This window comes from Gammaproteobacteria bacterium (assembly GCA_013214945.1).
Taxonomy (GTDB): Bacteria; Pseudomonadota; Gammaproteobacteria; order Enterobacterales; family Psychrobiaceae; genus Psychrobium.
Genome location: JABSRT010000011.1, coordinates 80,845 through 97,839, shown reverse-complemented (window position 1 = coordinate 97,839; position 16,995 = coordinate 80,845). Strand labels below are relative to the sequence as shown.

Annotated in this window: 16 protein-coding genes and 1 other RNA gene; 9 read left to right on the top strand and 8 right to left on the bottom strand. The window is 43.6% G+C overall.

Annotated elements, in window-relative coordinates:
* The first annotated feature begins 121 nt into the window (after positions 1 to 121).
* The 7 genes from rplM (at position 122) to HRU23_10400 (ending at position 5,294) form a co-directional block, all read left to right on the top strand.
* A complete protein-coding gene (gene rplM / locus HRU23_10430) occupies positions 122 to 550 on the top strand; it encodes a 50S ribosomal protein L13 (GenBank protein ID NRA54550.1) in 429 nt (142 codons plus the stop codon).
* Between the two features lie 16 nt (positions 551 to 566).
* Positions 567 to 959 carry a 30S ribosomal protein S9 gene (rpsI, locus tag HRU23_10425; protein NRA54549.1) on the top strand — a complete coding sequence of 131 codons (393 nt, stop codon included), beginning with the start codon at positions 567 to 569 and terminating at the stop codon, positions 957 to 959.
* A gap of 456 nt (positions 960 to 1,415) precedes the next feature.
* A complete protein-coding gene (gene petA / locus HRU23_10420; GenBank protein ID NRA54548.1) occupies positions 1,416 to 2,009 on the top strand; it encodes a ubiquinol-cytochrome c reductase iron-sulfur subunit in 594 nt (197 codons plus the stop codon).
* The gene (locus HRU23_10415) at positions 2,009 to 3,274 is read left to right on the top strand and encodes a cytochrome bc complex cytochrome b subunit (protein NRA54547.1); all 1,266 of its coding nucleotides are present in this window, start codon (positions 2,009 to 2,011) and stop codon (positions 3,272 to 3,274) included. The genes petA and HRU23_10415 overlap by 1 nt, the downstream gene beginning before the upstream one ends.
* A complete protein-coding gene (locus HRU23_10410; protein NRA54546.1) occupies positions 3,274 to 3,999 on the top strand; it encodes a cytochrome c1 in 726 nt (241 codons plus the stop codon). The genes HRU23_10415 and HRU23_10410 overlap by 1 nt, the downstream gene beginning before the upstream one ends.
* Positions 4,000 to 4,177: 178 nt before the next feature.
* Positions 4,178 to 4,807 (top strand): stringent starvation protein A, encoded by a 630-nt coding sequence (gene sspA / locus HRU23_10405; GenBank protein ID NRA54545.1) that lies wholly within the window; start codon positions 4,178 to 4,180, stop codon positions 4,805 to 4,807.
* Between the two features lie 16 nt (positions 4,808 to 4,823).
* Positions 4,824 to 5,294 (top strand): ClpXP protease specificity-enhancing factor, encoded by a 471-nt coding sequence (locus HRU23_10400; GenBank protein ID NRA54544.1) that lies wholly within the window; start codon positions 4,824 to 4,826, stop codon positions 5,292 to 5,294.
* A 109-nt stretch (positions 5,295 to 5,403) separates the two neighbouring features.
* Here the strand turns inward: HRU23_10400 and HRU23_10395 are convergent, their stop codons facing one another.
* From HRU23_10395 to HRU23_10380, 4 genes are all read right to left on the bottom strand, one after another.
* The gene (locus HRU23_10395; protein ID NRA54543.1) at positions 5,404 to 5,988 is read right to left on the bottom strand and encodes a BON domain-containing protein; all 585 of its coding nucleotides are present in this window, start codon (positions 5,986 to 5,988) and stop codon (positions 5,404 to 5,406) included.
* On the bottom strand, positions 5,985 to 6,578 hold the full coding sequence (locus tag HRU23_10390) for a phosphoheptose isomerase (protein NRA54542.1): 594 nt from the start codon (positions 6,576 to 6,578) through the stop codon (positions 5,985 to 5,987). The genes HRU23_10395 and HRU23_10390 overlap by 4 nt, the downstream gene beginning before the upstream one ends.
* Positions 6,579 to 6,652: 74 nt before the next feature.
* Complete coding sequence (locus tag HRU23_10385; GenBank protein ID NRA54541.1) at positions 6,653 to 7,009, bottom strand: YraN family protein; 357 nt, start codon at positions 7,007 to 7,009, stop codon at positions 6,653 to 6,655.
* Between the two features lie 20 nt (positions 7,010 to 7,029).
* The gene (locus tag HRU23_10380; GenBank protein ID NRA54540.1) at positions 7,030 to 8,868 is read right to left on the bottom strand and encodes a penicillin-binding protein activator; all 1,839 of its coding nucleotides are present in this window, start codon (positions 8,866 to 8,868) and stop codon (positions 7,030 to 7,032) included.
* 131 nt (positions 8,869 to 8,999) lie between these two features.
* On the opposite strand from HRU23_10380, the gene rsmI reads away from it, so the two are divergent.
* Positions 9,000 to 9,842 carry a 16S rRNA (cytidine(1402)-2'-O)-methyltransferase gene (gene rsmI, locus HRU23_10375; protein ID NRA54539.1) on the top strand — a complete coding sequence of 281 codons (843 nt, stop codon included), beginning with the start codon at positions 9,000 to 9,002 and terminating at the stop codon, positions 9,840 to 9,842.
* Here the strand turns inward: rsmI and HRU23_10370 are convergent.
* The gene (locus tag HRU23_10370; GenBank protein NRA54538.1) at positions 9,839 to 10,189 is read right to left on the bottom strand and encodes a DUF3802 family protein; all 351 of its coding nucleotides are present in this window, start codon (positions 10,187 to 10,189) and stop codon (positions 9,839 to 9,841) included. The two genes, rsmI and HRU23_10370, sit on opposite strands and share 4 nt — an antisense overlap.
* Before the next feature lie 130 nt (positions 10,190 to 10,319).
* Between HRU23_10370 and rnpB the strand changes: the two genes are divergently transcribed.
* Positions 10,320 to 10,682: RNase P RNA component class A (gene rnpB / locus HRU23_10365), an RNA gene on the top strand.
* A 436-nt stretch (positions 10,683 to 11,118) separates the two neighbouring features.
* Here rnpB and HRU23_10360 read toward each other — a convergent pair.
* From HRU23_10360 to HRU23_10350, 3 genes are read right to left on the bottom strand one after another with little or no spacing between them, the layout of a single operon-like run.
* Entirely contained in the window at positions 11,119 to 12,513 is a 1,395-nt protein-coding gene (locus HRU23_10360) for an efflux transporter outer membrane subunit (protein ID NRA54537.1), read from the bottom strand.
* Complete coding sequence (locus HRU23_10355; GenBank protein ID NRA54536.1) at positions 12,514 to 15,702, bottom strand: multidrug efflux RND transporter permease subunit; 3,189 nt, start codon at positions 15,700 to 15,702, stop codon at positions 12,514 to 12,516.
* Positions 15,703 to 15,711: 9 nt separating this feature from the next.
* Positions 15,712 to 16,947 carry an efflux RND transporter periplasmic adaptor subunit gene (locus HRU23_10350; protein ID NRA54535.1) on the bottom strand — a complete coding sequence of 412 codons (1,236 nt, stop codon included), beginning with the start codon at positions 16,945 to 16,947 and terminating at the stop codon, positions 15,712 to 15,714.
* Between the last annotated feature and the right edge of the window lie 48 nt (positions 16,948 to 16,995).

The window sequence follows — 16,995 nt, the reverse complement described above, 5'->3', positions numbered from 1 at the left end:
CTCGCTTTCGAACATTACTCGAAGGGGTAAAATTCTAGCAACTAGACATTGTTTTTGGTTTCTCTAATTTACATGAGCAGACAAAAACATAAATACGAATCAAATATTGGGTTTTATATAAATGAAAACTTTTAGCGCAAAACCAGAAAGCGTAAAACGCGACTGGTACGTTGTAGATGCTGACGGTAAAACGTTAGGTCGTTTGGCTACTGAAATTGCTTCACGTTTACGTGGCAAGCATAAGCCAGAATACACTCCACACGTTGACACTGGCGATTACATCGTTGTTATCAACTGTGAAAAAATTACAGTTACTGGTGCCAAGCGCACTGATAAAGTTTATTATCACCACACTGGTTTCATCGGTGGTATTAAGTCTATCACTTTCGACAAGCTACTTGTTAAAGCTCCTGAGCAAATTATCGAGAAAGCTGTTAAAGGTATGTTGCCAAAAGGTCCTTTAGGCCGCGCAATGTTCCGTAAGTTGAAAGTATACGCGGGCCCTGAGCATCAGCATGCTGCTCAACAGCCTCAAGTTTTAGACATCTAATACGGAATATAAGCAAATGGCAGATAATACATATTACGGCACAGGCCGTCGCAAAAGCTCAGTAGCTCGTGTTTTTATTAAAGCAGGTAGCGGTACAATTACTATCAATAACCGTCCGTTAGACGAGTTCTTTGGTCGTCCAACTTCTTGTATGGTTGTTCGTCAACCATTAGAGCTAGTTGAAATGACTGAAAAGTTCAACATCAACGTAACAGTTAAAGGTGGTGGTACTACTGGTCAAGCTGGCGCAATCCGTCACGGCATTACACGTGCCCTAATGGAATTTGATGAGACTCTTCGTTCTGAACTACGTAAAGCTGGTTTTGTTACCCGTGATGCACGTAAAGTTGAACGTAAGAAAGTTGGTCTACGTAAAGCACGTAAGAAGCCACAGTTCTCAAAGCGTTAAAAACAGATCTTTATCAAGGTATTATGGTGGAGTATTTATATATTCCACTTATCTTGATAAGACAAAAAAAACCCGGTTTATACCGGGTTTTTTTATGCCTGAAATATAGTGGCTGATTTTGCTATTTGTACTAATGTGTTGGTTGAGCGAATGAACTTATTTGGTTAATAAATCTGCGAAAATTATCAGTTTTAAAGTCATCAAGTGATGAATCAACCTAAATCATCAAGCTTAGACAAAATAATGAGGGTTATGGGGTAATTATCGGTGATTTTTCGGTTCAAAATGCTTATAATTTATCAGAATTTCTGCCGCATGAGCAGAAGAGCATTTTTATGGTGAGAAAAGTTCGGTTCGTTGGGCTCTTTTCACCTGTGTGTTAGTCGTGAATTAAAATAATATTCGTAAATTGAGTGATGTTTTGTCTATTTGAGCATCTAAACAGGAGATATGTGGATGAGTAGTGCGCCTGAAAATAATGGTCGTCGCCGCTTTTTAACCCTTGCTACGGCAGTGGTTGGTGGTGTCGGTGCTGTCGGTGTTGCTGTGCCCTTTATCAAGTCATGGAATCCAAGTGAAAAGGCTAAAGCTGCAGGTGCTCCAGTAGAGTACGATGTTAGCAAAATGATGCCTGGACAACTTGTAAGGGTTCAGTGGCGAGGTAAACCGGTATATGTTGTTCGTCGAACCAAAGAAGTATTGGCTGATTTGGAAAATGGTCATAATGACCAGCTAAAAGATCCAACGTCTGCGGTGCCGCAGCAGCCGGGTTATGCAACTAATAGCTATCGTTCGCTTGACCCTGAGTTCCTTGTTGCACTGGGTGTTTGTACTCACCTTGGTTGTGCACCAACGTATCGCGCTGGTGACTTCAATGAAGTGGTTGAAGGTGTGCAAAATGGTTTCTTCTGTCCTTGTCATGGTTCTAAATTTGACATGGCTGGCCGCGTATTTAACAACGTACCGGCACCGACCAACTTAGTGATTCCACCTCACATGTTTAACGGTGGCACTATGTTAACCGTTGGTGTTGATAAGGGAGATGCGTAATGATAACTAGTCTAATCAATTGGATCGATAAACGTATCCCAATGACCGAAGCGTTCAATAAGCATGTAGGTCAATACCCAGCGCCAGTGAACTTTAACTTTTGGTACTTCTTTGGCTCGTTAGCGATGTTAGTACTGGTTAACCAAATCTTAACGGGTATCTGGTTAACAATGAACTACACGCCTTCTGGTGAAGAAGCCTTCCGCTCAGTTGAATATATCATGCGTGATATTGAATATGGCTGGTTATTGCGCTATATGCATTCATCAGGTGCTTCTGCATTCTTCGTTGTGGTCTATTTACACATGCTTCGCGGCATGATGTACGGCTCTTACCAAAAACCGCGTGAATTGCTGTGGTTATTTGGTATGTTCATCTTCTTAGTGTTGATGGCTGAAGGCTTTATGGGTTACTTGCTGCCTTGGGGCAACATGTCATTCTGGGGCGCGCAGGTAATCATTTCACTGTTTGGGGCTATTCCCATCATTGGTGATGACTTGACTCTTTGGATCCGTGGTGACTATGTTATCTCTGGTGCAACGCTAAACCGCTTCTTCGCATTACACGTTATTGCTTTGCCGTTAGTCTTGGTTATTTTGGTATTCCTACACATTGTTGCGCTACATGAAGTTGGCTCTAACAACCCTGAAGGTATCGAAATCAAGAAGCCTAAAGGCTCTATTCCTGAAGAAGAAAAAGCTAAGTTTAAGTTCCATAAGAGCTATACCGACAAATACGATATTGTTGACGCGGTACCTTTCCACCCTTACTACTCTGTTAAAGATATTATGGGCGTGGTTGGTTTCCTCTTTGTATTCTGTTACGTGATTTTCTTTGCGCCAGAAGGTGGTGGTTACTTCCTAGAGAAGCCTAACTTTGAACCAGCTAACGCACTGAAAACCCCTGAGCATATAGCGCCAGTTTGGTACTTTGGTCCGTTTTACACCATTTTACGTGTTATCCCAGATAAGCTAATTGGTGCTGGTGCTATGTTTGGTGCAATTGTGATGTTGTTCTTGTTGCCTTGGTTCGATCGTGGCACGGTTAAGTCGGTTCGTTACCGTAGCTTGGCTCACAAGATCAACCTAATTCAATTCTGTATCTGTTTCGCAGTATTGGGTGTATTAGGTACATTGCCATCAGGTCCTATTGCTAACTTACTTGGTACTATTACTAGTATTGGTTACTTTGGCTTCTTTATTGCACTGTGGTTTTACAGCAAGAACGAAAAAACCAAGCCAGTACCAGAGAGGATTTCACACTAATGAAAAAGCTATTAATTGCTCTTGTGACGTTACTTCCTTCGCTGGCCTTTGCTAGTGGTGGTGGTGCAAATTTGTTACACGCACCAATCGATCCTACAGACAAAGCTTCACTGCAAAACGGTGCTAAATTATTCATGAACTACTGTTCTGGTTGTCATGATACTAGCTACCAACGTTATAACCGTGTTGCTAAAGATTTAGATATTCCTAAAGAATTAATGATGGAAAATCTAGTTTTTACTGGTGCTAAGTTTGGCGACTTAATGTTCAACTCGGTTGAAGATAAGCAGGGAAGTAAATGGTTTGGTGGTACACCACCTGACCTAACTCTGGTTGCTCGTTCTCGTGGTACTGATTGGGTTTATACCTACCTGAAAAGCTTCTATGCCGATCCTGAGCGTCCGTTTGGCGTGAACAACTTGTTGTTTAAAGATGTTGGTATGCCGCATGTATTACAAGATCTGCAAGGTTTACCAACCTTGGTTCAAGAAAAAGATGAGCATGGTCATGTGACCTCACAAAAAATTATCACCGACAGTTCTGGTGAGATGGACAGTGAAGAATTTGACATTGCAGTAAGAGATATCACCAACTTCTTACACTATTCTGGCGAGCCAAGTAAATTGGAACGTGAAAGTCTTGGCAAGTGGGTACTTGGTTTCTTATTCTTCTTCTTCATCTTGTGTTACTTCTTGAAGAAAGAATATTGGCGCGACGTTCATTAAGCTCGCTTAATGAATTCAACGATTGAAAAATGGGGGCATTAGCCCCCGTTTTAGTTAACGGGTTTAATCACTTTGTGGCTAAATCGACACTTTTTGTTCAGTATTCCCACAGGAGCGCTGAAACTGTTATAATCTATTTCAATTAGATTTCCGTATTAAATAATTTTGGAGAATATCGATGGCCGTAACTGCCAATAAACGTTCCGTAATGCAACTGTTTTCAGGTGCAAAAGATATGGAGAGCCATCAGGTTCGTATCGTGCTTGCCGAGAAAGGTGTTAATGTTGAGATCAAGCAAGTTGATCCAGACAACCTGCCAGAATCATTAATCGAAGTTAACCCATATAACAATGTGCCAACCTTGGTAGATCGTGATTTGGTTTTATACAAAGCCAACATAGTGATGGAATATTTAGATGAGCGTTTTCCTCATCCACCACTAATGCCAGTTTACCCAGTTGCTCGCGCGCAAAGCCGTTTAATGATGCACCGTATTAAGCTTGATTGGTATGCACTTGTTGATACTATCATGTTAGGTGGTTCTAAAAGTGAAGCCGCTCGTAAGCAATTAAGTGAAGAATTAACGGCTATTGCGCCAATTTTTGCTGAAGCACCATATTTTATGAGTGAAGAGTTTAGCTTAGTCGATTGCTGTTTAGCGCCGTTATTATGGCGTTTACCAGAGTTGAGCATTGAATTGACCGGTAATGGTTCTAAAGAGTTACGTTTATACATGCAGCGCGTGTTCGAACGAGAGTCTTTCCAGGCATCATTAACCGATTCTGAACGTGAAATTCGTTTAGGTTAATTGCTGAGGTGTTGTAATGGGTCCTAATCGTCCATATTTATTACGAGCATTTTATGAATGGCTGCTCGATAATGAATGTACGCCACATTTAGTGGTTAACGCGACCCTGGCAGGAGTTCAGGTGCCGGTTGAGCATATTAAAGATGGTCAAATCGTATTAAACATAGCGCCGCATTCAGTGGGTAATTTTGAGATGGGAAATGAACGAGTAACATTTAGCGCTCGTTTTGGCGGTAAACCCCATCAATTAATTATTCCAATGGCTGCTGTGATTGCGATTTATGCGCGAGAAAATGGTGCTGGTACAATGTTTGAAGATGAAGATTTTTATCTTCAAACTGAAGATACAGCAGCGGATGCCGAGTTCGGTCTGGCCAATGATCATATTGAACTGGTAGAAAGCACCGTTGAAGCAGCGCCAGTTGCAGGCGCTCCTTCTAAAGCACCAACCAAGAAAAATCGCTCGTTTTTAACCGTCGTTAAATGATTTAACTGGTATAAGATTACGGATAATAAAAAAAGCGGCATTTGATTAAATTCAAATGCCGCTTTTTTATGATCTCAATACAGGTCAATACTTTACAAGCCAGTGCTTGTTATTGATACTCAAAGACCTTGGTCACTTTAGAGACGCCATCAACATTACGAGTAATTTCAGTTGCTTTACTCGCTTCTGTTTTGGTGACTAATCCTAGTAAAAATACTTCGCTATTTTCTGTTATCACCTTCGTATGGCTATACGAAAAGCTATTATCATTAGCCATCGCCGCTTTTATCTTGGTGGTTAGCCAGCTGTCATGAGTTTTAGTGCCAATACTAATTGGGCTCGAGATCCTGATTTGATCATGGAGCCTAGTAATATTAGGGATAGTTTGGACTAATTTTACGGCTTGATCTTTCAGCATAGTATTCGGTGCTTGGCCAATCATTAGCACGGTTCGGTTATAACTAATTACTGTAATATTGGTGTGATTATCCAAGCTATCGTTCTCACGAATTAACTTGTTGGCCTTGAGTTCTATTGTTTCGTCTTCTAGCTGTGCAGGAGCTGTTCGGCGGTCGTTGGCGACCATCGCAGTACCAACGGTGCCTAAGACAACACCAGCGACACAACCTTGCAATGTCAGCAAGGTCATGGCTATAGCGAAAACTTTGAGCATTAATTTAGGTGTCTGATTCACGATTGCTCCTCTTGGGGGAATAGGGTTCGGTCAATAGCATCACATAGGCAATGAATAACCAATAAATGAACTTCTTGAATTCTAGCAGTACTGGTTGATGGCACTCTAATTTCTACGTCATTTTCGCTGAGTAGCCCAGCCATATCACCGCCGTCATTACCCGTCAAGGCTACAATAACCATATCGCGGCTTAACGCGGCTTCAATCGCTTTAATCACATTAGCTGAGTTACCGCTGGTTGAAATCGCTAGTAAAATATCGCCAGGTTGACCTAGTGCGCGTATTTGCTTAGAAAATATCTCAGAGTAGCTATAGTCATTTGCAATGGAGGTAATGGTCGAGCTATCGGTGGTTAACGCAATGGCAGGCAAGCTTGGACGTTCGGTTTCAAAGCGGTTTAATAACTCAGATGAAAAATGCTGGGCATCACCGGCACTGCCACCGTTGCCGCACGTTAATATCTTGCCATCACCGAGTAAGCAAGAAACCATCATCATCGCAGCTTTTTCTATTGATGGTGGCAGAGTCTCCAATGCATCGATTTTGGTTTGAATACTTTGAGTGCAACATTCTTTAATGCGTTCTAACATCTTACTACCTTAGTTGTTTTTATCTCATCACCTACCTAGGTTAGATGAGAGTTGGGTAAATAATTGGAAAACGCTTAGGTTGGAAAAGCGTTTTTTATCCACTGAATATCTAATGGTTCACTAGCGCCGGTTATGGCAACTACATCGAATCGGCTGGCAGTGTGTTCAAAATTTATTGATTTGGTTAAACAGTAAAACATTGCCGTCTTAATTATCTTTTGTTGCTTACTCGCGCTTATTGCTGCAATTGCACCGCCAAAACTGTTGCTGCTACGGAACTTTACTTCGACAAAGACCAAAACGTTATTATCAAGCATTATCAGGTCAATTTCACCGATTCTACTATTAAAATTATCGCATACGGGCACTAAACCACGATTTTCGAGATAGTTTTTAGCAAATTGCTCAAACATTTGTCCTTGTTTACGCATCAACAGTCTAGCCTTGTTAATTATTGGGGCACTACTAGCTGACCTCGTTGGTACTGAGCCCAGCTCATTTGGCGGCTTATTTTATTATCGCTGTCCAAGCTTAGTTGGCCGCTAAAGCCTTTGAGTGTAAATTTCGGAAATAATTCCATTTGGGCTAAGTAACCAACCAGTTCGAATGCATCATAACCCATGGCGAAAAATCGTTGATGATTACGGCTTAATTTTGGCCATAATTGCTTAATTTTAACGCTAGATAATTTAGTGTCACGCAACTGCAATAACCAAGGCTGTTCGCTGACATTAAGCCGATTTAAATCAGTCGCGGTACGGTTTTGGGTGTGAGTTTTATTGCCCGTTGAGCCAACATAAACAGCAACTTGTGGCGCGAAAGCGCTGACCGTGTAATCGATAGATGGCTTTAACATGCTGGTTTGTTGTGGGTTTGAGACCAAATAAATCGCGTCAATGTCACGACGTGAGCGAGTTTCACTTTTCATTTTACTGCCAACCAAGGCCCGGGTTTTATTAATACGGATTTGTGATTGATTGGTTTCAAATAATTTCTCAACGGTTAGCTTGAGCTCTTTATCATTATCAAAAAAGAATGACTCAACCACGCGATTCGAATTTGTGTTGAGCTGCTGCCAGCGCTGGGTAAATAGAGCGGCAATCTGGTGACCACTGGTATTGTTAGGTGCAATAATAGCTGGGTATTGCTTGCCTGAAGCGAAAATGTACTCACTGCCTTGAACCGCTTCGCTTTTTTTATCAAGAGAGAAAGAATAATGGAGTTGATTAGTACTGGTTTCTGGCGTTTTATTTAACAACAGCATTGGCATCGTGGTATTAATTTCACTAACCAAAGCAACATTCTTTTTAAGCAATGGCCCAATAATAAATTCGGCACCGTTAGCTATCGCCTGCTGATAAGCGGCAATGGCTCCGAGCTTTTCAGTATCAAATACAATTAACGACGGTGAATAATTACGATCGGTTAAATTGCCAATAACACCATGTTGTACCGCTTGGCCTAGGCGGGCGTAACGGCCCGACAATGGCAAGAGCAAAGCAACTTTCTGTGGCGCGTAAGGGATAACATTAACAGCGCTGACTAACTCAGCTGGTAAGTTTGAGACTGCTGGGTGCATTGGGTAATCAATAGCCCACTGCGCTAAAGCTTGTTGCAACTTGCTAGGGCTCATTCGGTTTTGCTCAGCGGATAAGGCCAAGGCTTGCCAGCCACTAAAGTGCAAAGTATCACTTACTGTAGCGGCTAAATTTTTGGCTGTTGCTTGCGATAAAAGTTGCCAGATATTAAGTTGATTTTTAGTGACTTGTTCCGGCGACGTTAAATGAGGGGCTAAATCCATTAGGCTAATAGCCGCAGAAATTGGTTGTTTATCCGATAATTGTAATGACATTTTATACTGATAAAAATCAAACCAGTGTTGGGGAGAGAGTTGCCACTGATTTGACGCTTGCAGCGCGTTGATGGCCTCACTAATGTGGTTTAGGTTCACCAATACTTTGCTCAATAATAGTTGATACTCTAATTGCTGTTCACCGAACGATAAATCAGCAATATTAATATCGGCTAAAACCTGCTGGGCCTCAATGATTTGATTGTTGTTAATATAAGCACGTGCAGCTAGCAGCAACAACTTGTGTTTGGCCATGCCTGTTGCTTGTTGGGCCTGAGTCAGATAATAACCGCCATTGTGCTCAATCGCATTCAAAGCTGCCGTTTGTGCCGCTGATGTGCTTTGTTGGTTGGTCGTGCTACACCCTGCTAACGCGACAACCACTGCTAGAGCTGTTGCTAATTTTTCGAAGCCAATTTTCGGTATTAGTTTAGACACAATTACTCTCTCTGATATAATGCGCGGCACGACTTTACGAGCGTTTTGCCGATGTAGATTTAATACTAGCATTTTGCTTGTTGTATACCAGTACTTAAACAAAAATCCAGCCAAGGTTATTAGGAAATTTCATGGAATTATTATCTGCTAAATTGTACATTGTACCAACCCCGATTGGTAATCTTGGTGATATTACCCTGCGAGCCCTCGAGGTATTGAAACAGGTTGATCTTATTTGCGCTGAAGACACTCGCCACACCGGAAAGTTACTCAGTCATTACGATATTAAAAGTAAAACTATGTCGGTTCATGATCATAACGAGCGTGCGCGGGTTGACACCTTAGTTGCGAAATTGAGTCAAGGTCAATCAATCGCTTTGGTCTCAGACGCTGGCACCCCATTGATCAGCGATCCTGGTTATCATTTAGTCAGCGGTGTGCGTGCGGCAGGTTTTGAGGTGGTACCTCTACCAGGAGCTTGCGCTGCTATTACAGCATTAAGCGCGGCCGGCTTACCGACCGACAAGTTTTGTTTCGAAGGCTTTCTACCCGCTAAGTCAGCAGCAAGAATAAGCCAGCTAACCCTGTTGCAAACGGAGCCAAGAACCATGGTTTTTTATGAATCGCCACGACGTATTAGCAAGACCATCACTGAAATGATCACAATATTTGGCGAAGATCGCCATATTGTGGTGGGACGCGAATTGACAAAAACGTTTGAAACTATCCATGGCGACAACGCGGCTGACTTATTAACATGGCTAGAGTCAGACAGTAATAATCAACGGGGAGAGATGGTTGTTATGGTTGCGGGATACAAAGCACAAGACGATGCTATTTCGCCGCACATTATTGATGCGCTTAAATTACTGACAACTGAATTACCGTTGAAAAAGGCGGCAGGGCTAATTGCTAAACTCTATGACCAAAAGAAAAACACCCTATATAAGTTAGGGCTTGAACTCGGGCTTTAATTAATAGACTCTAATAATAAGCTATCAAATAAGTTTTTTAACAAACTCACAAATTCAATGATAAAACTTTTTTGACTATCATCTATTTGATGCTTTAAATTTCGACCTAAGATTTCAAGTAAATCTTGGGTTGCAGTTTCAAATTCTCCAATGAGGTACATTTTTTCTTCAGGCAATAAATTTTTATGCTGAATAAAAAGCACAACTAATTGTTCTGTCATTTGATACTTTATAAATAATTTCACCGTAGGTGCATTGCTGTCACTTTCCGATCTTGTCTCGAACAGTGATAAGTTCTCCGTGAGGTACTCAATCAATGCCACATAACCATCACTACGTGTAATCATAGTTCCTCCCTGCCGTTGGGTGATTTTCCAATCAACTTATTGAATAAAATTAAGTATCACTTAATTTTTGTGATCAAACAAGCACTACAGCATTGTTATTGAGTCGCTGGCTAGGTTATACTGCGCGCCGGGAGTTGGTCAGGCAATCGCTGCGTTAACATTAAGTTTAACGGGGAGGAAAGTCCGGGCTCCAAAGAGCAGGGTGCCAGGTAACGCCTGGGGGGCGCAAGCCCACGACAAGTGCAGCAGAGAGAAGACCGCCGATGGCCTCATTCGTGAGGAACAGGTAAGGCTGAAAGGGTGCGGTAAGAGCGCACCGGGCGACTGGTAACAGTTCGTTGCAAGGTAAACTCCACCCGGAGCAAGACCAAATAGGGTTCCATATGGCGTTGCTCGCGTTGGAACCGGGTAGGTTGCTTGAGCCGTTGAGCGATTAACGGCCTAGACGAATGATTGTCCACGACAAAACCCGGCTTATCGACCAGCTCCCACCATTTTTTAAACCGCTGCTTATTAATTCAAGCGGCGGTTTTTTTTGCTTCTAAGAAAGAGCATGTCCACTCCACCGTCATAAGACCGGCGGCTAATCGACCAGCTCCCACCATTTTTTAAACCGCTGCTTATTAATTCAAGCGGCGGTTTTTTTGCTTCTAAGAAAGAGCATGTCCACTCCACCGTCATAAGGCCGGCGGCTAATCGACCAGCTCCCACCATTTTAAAACCGCCGCTTATTAATTTAAGCGGCGGTTTTTTCTTTGGCCATTACTGCATATCAGGCGTTAAGCTATTGTAAGTGTGCCGTTGGGTTGCTGTACATTGTCGCTAGAATATTCATTGCGGTAATACTCCCGCGGCCAAAATAGTTATATATATGCTGGCACATGCCCATGGCGTGGGTCATTTCATGTAAAGCATGGTAACTGTGTTCATTAACCAGCTGTTGGCTGACCAATTGCGCCACCGAATGAGCGGTAAATAGCGACCAGATCTTTCATCACCTGAGCTTGCGCTTGGGCGTAGGTATCTTGAGCGGCTAACAAGCTGCGCTCGGTATCAAGCAGGCTTAACAAGTCAGATAAACCAGAGCGATATTGCGCAGTCGCTAAGGTCATTGCGCGTTCAGACGCAACTCGTTGCGCAGCCAAGTGGTGCAGCCGACGCTGGCTGTAACTGTAAGCTGTTAACGACGATTGTGCCTGATTAACCGCAACCAACAATTGCTGTTGGTATTGAGCCATCATTTGACGTTGCTGGGCATTGGCGGCATCAATTCTTGCTTCAACCGACGCCCAATTTAGGCCTTGCCAACTAATGCTCGGCACGATTGACCAAGCACCGGTATTGCTAGACAGTTCAGTTGATTGGCCGGTAATAAAACCAAGAAAACCACTGACATTGACTTGCGGATACAAGTCGGCCGTTGCAACACCAATACTGGCGGTGCTGGCGGCTAATCGACGCTCGGCAGCGCGAACATCTGGGCGACGCAATAATAGCTGCCCAACATCACCAATCGCTACAGGGCCGTTTAATTGCGGAATGTCCTGCTCACTTAGATCGACCGTTAGCGCGTTAGCGCGCTGACCACTTAATAAGGCCAAATCGTACTCGGTCAATTTAAGGGTGCTAGCGAGTTGTTCAATTGACGCCTTAACTGCACTTTGTTGGGCCAAAATTCGGGTTAACTCAAGTTCAGAGGCTAAACCTTCTTGTTGACGAATTTTCACCAGCTGGGCTAATTCGCCAAGAATTAAGACATTACGCTTTGCAACGGTTAATTGATGTTGAGTACCGCGATAATCAGCGTAAACGCTGACCAAATTACTGATGATCTCAACTTGCAGCGCATGCAATTCACTTTGAGTCGATTGCGCATTAGCCAGCGCCGATTCAGTGGCACGGCGCAGTTTTCCGGCCAAGTCGAGCTGCCAATTAATATTAGCGCCGCCTTGGTAATACCGATTTTGATACTGTTGGATCCCGCTGCCAGGTGTTAAGCTTTTGCTTTCTTGGTAGCTTAAATCAAGCGTACCGCTTGGCAATGAATCGTTATCTATATCGCTGAACTGCGCCAGAGCGCGGTCGATATTCGCCTGTGCAGCGGCCAATGATTTATTATTGGTTAATGTGATATCGACCAACTGACTTAAAATCGGATCATCAAAACGTTGCCACCACTGACGATCGTAGCTAACGGTTTGCACATCGCTTTCAACAGTAAAAGTGACAGGCTCAATGGTTGGGGCCCGATAGTCGGGCCCCACTGTGCTGCATGCCGTTAGTAATAACGCGCTAGCGAGCACTGAAAAATTTAATATCTTCATTTAATTTTCTTCAATCAAGTGATTAGGTTTTGTTGCCGCAGAAGTATCTTGACGCAGCGAGCTGCGACCAAGGTACTTGCGGACTAATACATAAAACACTGGGGTTAACAGTAAACCAAATATAGTAACGCCAATCATGCCTGAGAATACCGCAACACCCATGGCTTGGCGCATTTCAGCACCAGCACCCGTGGCTAATACCATTGGCAATACACCCATGATAAAGGCAATTGAGGTCATTAATATTGGGCGTAATCGCTGATGACTCGCTTCAAGTACAGCGGCAATAACTGGCATGCCTTCCTGTTCTTTTTCTCTTGCAAATTCAACAATTAATATCGCATTTTTGGTCGCCAGAGCCACCAGTACAATAAAGCCGATTTGGGTAAAGATGTTGTTGTCGCCACCGTAAATAATTACCCCGGTAATCGCAGACAATAAGGTCATCGGTACGATCAATATAATAGCTAACGGTAAACTTAAACTTTCGTATTGCGCCGCTAACACTAAAAATACCAGCAGTACCACTAACGGGAAGATGTAAATCGCCGTATTACCAGCAAGTTGCTGTTGGTAAGTTAGTTCGGTCCATTCATAACTCATGCCGCTTGGCAGTGTTTCTGCTAAAATTTTCTCCATTGCTGCTTGGGCCTGACCCGAGCTGTAACCCGGTGCTGGTGAGGCATTGACTTCGGCGGTAACAAAGCCGTTGTAATGCATGACTCTATCTGGACCAGCAGCATGACTGATGTTGATGAAAGAGCCTAGTGGTACCATGTCGCCGTTAGCATTGCGGACTTTAAGTTGACCAATTTGCTCCGGCTCTTGGCGGAAATCATCGCGAGACTGAACGTTAACCTGATAGTTACGGCCAAACTTGTTGAAATCATTTACATACATCGAACCAAGATAAATTTGCATGGTCGAGAAAATATCACTGATCGCAACGCCTTGCATTTTGGCTTTTTCACGGTCGACATCGACATCGATTTGCGGGGTATTAACCGCGAAACTTGTAAAGGCACCAGTCAGTTCTGGAGCTGCCCACGCTTTGCCGATTACTTCTTGAGTTTTGGCATATAGTGCCTCATAACCCAAGTTGCCTTTGTCTTGAATTTGCAAACGGAAGCCACCGATATTGCCCATGCCATTAACGGGTGGCGGTGGAAAGATTGCAATAAAGGCATCTTCAATTGAGGCAAATTTGCCATTAAGGGCCCAGGCAATAGCACCAGCCGATTGATGTTCTTCGGTCCGCTGCGCAAAAGGTTTAAGAGTAACAAAAACCACACCAGAACTCGGGCTGTTGGTAAAGCCGTTAATGTTTAATCCTGGGAAAGCGACTGATGATTCAACACCAGGATACTCTAAGGCAATGCGTGACATTTCGCGGATCACGGCATCGGTTCTATCTAACGATGCTGCGCCAGGTAATTGAGCAAAAGCAACTAAGTACTGCTTATCTTGACTTGGCACATAACCTGTTGGCGTTTCAACAAACTGCTGGGCTGTTAAGGCTAACAAACCGAAATACAGTACCATTACAATGCCAGCACCACGGATTAGTCGCTTAAGACCACTGGTATATGCGTTGCTGCTCCAATCGAAAAAGCGATTGAACGGCGCGAATAACCAGCGACCAAATAATTTGTCGATCATGCGGCTCAGGCGATCTTTAGGTGCATCTTTACTGCGTAATAATGCGGCGGCAAGTGCAGGGCTTAACGTTAGCGAGTTTATCGCTGATATCACTGTCGAAATGGTGATAGTTAAGGCAAACTGGCGGTAAAACTGACCGGTTAAACCCGACATGAAAGCAGTAGGGATAAATACCGCTGCCAGCACTAATGTCGTCGCAATAATTGGGCCGGTAACCTCTTTCATCGCTTTGATGGCCGCAGGTTTCGGTGCTAAACCATTTTCAATGTTACGTTCAACATTTTCGACTACTACTATCGCATCATCAACTACAATGCCAATCGCTAAGACTAAGCCAAACAATGATAAGGCGTTAAGCGAAAAGCCCATGCCATACATGATGGCAAAAGTACCAATTAATGAGACAGGTACCGCGACTAATGGGATGATTGATGCGCGCCAGTTTTGTAAAAACAACACAACAACAATAACAACCAGTGCCAGCGCTTCAAACAGGGTGTCAATCACTGCGTCGATTGAACCACGGACAAATACCGTTGGATCGTACACAATTGAATAATCAACGCCAGCAGGGAAAGTCTGCTTTAATTCAGCCATTTTGGCGCGAATGCCATCAGAAATTGCAATCGCATTTGAACCTGGACGTTGGAAAATAGGGATCGCGACTGCTTCTTTGTTGTTAAGCAATGAGCGCAGCGCATAGTTATTCGAACCAAGTTCAACTTCGGCAACCGCAGACAAGCGAACTAATTGACCTTGTTGGCCAACTTTAATCACGATGTCCTTAAACTCTTGTTCGCTGGTTAAACGACCTTTAAGGTTAATTAACAGCTGAAAGTTGTTTTGTGCAGTTGGCTGTGAACCAAGACTACCAGCAGCAGCTTGCTGATTTTGCTCTTGAATAGCAGCAACAACATCCATTGCAGTCATGTTTAGGGCTGCTACTTTTTGTGGATCAAGCCAGATCCGCATTGAGTATTCACCGGCACCAAACAGTTGCACACTGCCAACACCACTAACACGGGCTAGCTCGTCTTTAACATTAAGCGCCGCATAGTTAGACAAATACAGCATGTCATAGGTGTCGTCTGGCGAGGTTAAATGCACCACCATGGTTAGATCTGGTGAAGATTTTGCCGTTATTACACCTAAGCGTTGCACTTCTTGCGGCAAGCGCGGTAAAGCACGTGCTACACGATTTTGTACTAACACCTGAGCATCATCGGGATCGGTGCCTAACTCAAAGGTTATCGTCAGGCTTAGTCGGCCATCGGAGGTTGCTTGCGAAGACATATACAACATGCCTTCGGTACCATTAATCGCTTGTTCGAGCGGGGTTGCAACCGTATCACCAATTACTGTTGGGTTAGCACCAGGGTAATTAGCGGTGACCACTACTGTTGGTGGCACTACGGCTGGGTATTCGGTAATGGGTAATTTAAATACCGCGATCGCGCCGGCGAGCATGATCATTAATGAGATCACCCCGGCAAATATCGGTCTGGAAATAAAAAATTGGGAAAACTTCATTATTAATCCTTAACCGCGCGTCAATGGCAAGGCTAGGCTTGCTGCTAATTCTACCGCGGTTTTTATTGCATCTATTCGTTGCTGCTGTTGCTTTAGTTGTGCAAGCACGGCTTCGTCAGCCATCGGAATCTGTTTAGGCGTAATTAAAGTGCCTGGGCGTACACGCTGTAAGCCTTTAACCACAATAATATCGCCCGCCACAAGACCTTCTTTTATTAAGCGCAGGTTATGATTTTTTTGGCCTAAAACAATCCGCCGATATTGCACCATGTTGTCTTGGTCTAATACCAAGACAAACTTGTTATTAAGATCGGTACTAATCGCTTTGTCATCAATTAAGATGCCTTGATAGCTGGCGCTGCTGACTAATTTCATCCGGGCAAATAAACCCGGGGTGAAACGACCATCGCTATTATCAAATACCGCGCGGCCACGAATAGTACCGGTGTCGCGATTTACATGGTTATCGATGAAATCAATGTGACCGTTATAAGGGAAGCCGTTATCTATGGCCAAGCCCATCATTACTGGTGAGTTACTATTATTGTCAGTTGCATTAGCTTGCTGCATGTAGCTTAAAAAAGTACGCTCGTCGGCATCAAAATAGGCATAAACCTTATCAGTTGAAACTAAAGAGGTTAATTCGCTTTGACCAGCGGTCACATAGTTACCCTTGGTGATAAATGCGCGAGAAATTCGGCCACTAATTGGCGCTTTAACCTTGGTATAATCAAGGTCGAGCTGAGCTGTTGCTAACGCCGCAATTTGAGATTGCACATGAGCAGCACTTTGCTGTTGGCGTGCTAGGCGGTTGTCGAGTTCTTCTTGAGAAATTGCATTTTGCTTTTTAAGGCGTTGGCCACGTTGCAGCTCCCGCTTGGCTAACAAGGCCTGACTTTTTGCGTCGGTCACTTCAGCTTTTAGGCGGTTAACTTGAGCAGTAAAAGGTTTTGCGTCAATTTTAAACAATATTTGGCCAGCCTTAACTAAGGCACCTTCTTTAAACACAACTTGTTCGATATAACCTGATACGCGAGGTCGTAAAGCGACAGTTTGTGGCGCTTCAAGGCGGCCGGTAAACTCGTCCCATTCGGTAACGCGTTCACTTATAACTTGCGCGACGGTAATTTGTGGCGCTGGTGGTTTGCTGTGAGCAACGGCTTGTTCAGCGGCTGGCTGACAAGCAATTAAAGCACTGGCAGCTAGTGTGCCTAAAAGTGCGCGCAGCAGATTTTTTTTGTTCATAGTATTTCTCGTCAAATTTATATGGGCGCATTTTATGCTTAAATATTC

Excerpts from the sequence above, each read along its gene's own strand:
- HRU23_10360 (NRA54537.1), bottom strand. The coding sequence starts at position 12,513 with ATGAAGATATTAAATTTTTCAGTGCTCGCTAGCGCGTTATTACTAACG.
- HRU23_10410 (NRA54546.1), top strand. The coding sequence starts at position 3,274 with ATGAAAAAGCTATTAATTGCTCTTGTGACGTTACTTCCTTCGCTGGCC.
- rplM (NRA54550.1), top strand. The coding sequence starts at position 122 with ATGAAAACTTTTAGCGCAAAACCAGAAAGCGTAAAACGCGACTGGTAC.
- HRU23_10385 (NRA54541.1), bottom strand. The coding sequence starts at position 7,009 with ATGCGTAAACAAGGACAAATGTTTGAGCAATTTGCTAAAAACTATCTC.
- HRU23_10355 (NRA54536.1), bottom strand. The coding sequence starts at position 15,702 with ATGAAGTTTTCCCAATTTTTTATTTCCAGACCGATATTTGCCGGGGTG.
- sspA (NRA54545.1), top strand. The coding sequence starts at position 4,178 with ATGGCCGTAACTGCCAATAAACGTTCCGTAATGCAACTGTTTTCAGGT.
- petA (NRA54548.1), top strand. The coding sequence starts at position 1,416 with ATGAGTAGTGCGCCTGAAAATAATGGTCGTCGCCGCTTTTTAACCCTT.
- HRU23_10370 (NRA54538.1), bottom strand. The coding sequence starts at position 10,189 with ATGATTACACGTAGTGATGGTTATGTGGCATTGATTGAGTACCTCACG.
- HRU23_10415 (NRA54547.1), top strand. The coding sequence starts at position 2,009 with ATGATAACTAGTCTAATCAATTGGATCGATAAACGTATCCCAATGACC.
- HRU23_10350 (NRA54535.1), bottom strand. The coding sequence starts at position 16,947 with ATGAACAAAAAAAATCTGCTGCGCGCACTTTTAGGCACACTAGCTGCC.
- rpsI (NRA54549.1), top strand. The coding sequence starts at position 567 with ATGGCAGATAATACATATTACGGCACAGGCCGTCGCAAAAGCTCAGTA.
- HRU23_10390 (NRA54542.1), bottom strand. The coding sequence starts at position 6,578 with ATGTTAGAACGCATTAAAGAATGTTGCACTCAAAGTATTCAAACCAAA.
- HRU23_10400 (NRA54544.1), top strand. The coding sequence starts at position 4,824 with ATGGGTCCTAATCGTCCATATTTATTACGAGCATTTTATGAATGGCTG.
- rsmI (NRA54539.1), top strand. The coding sequence starts at position 9,000 with ATGGAATTATTATCTGCTAAATTGTACATTGTACCAACCCCGATTGGT.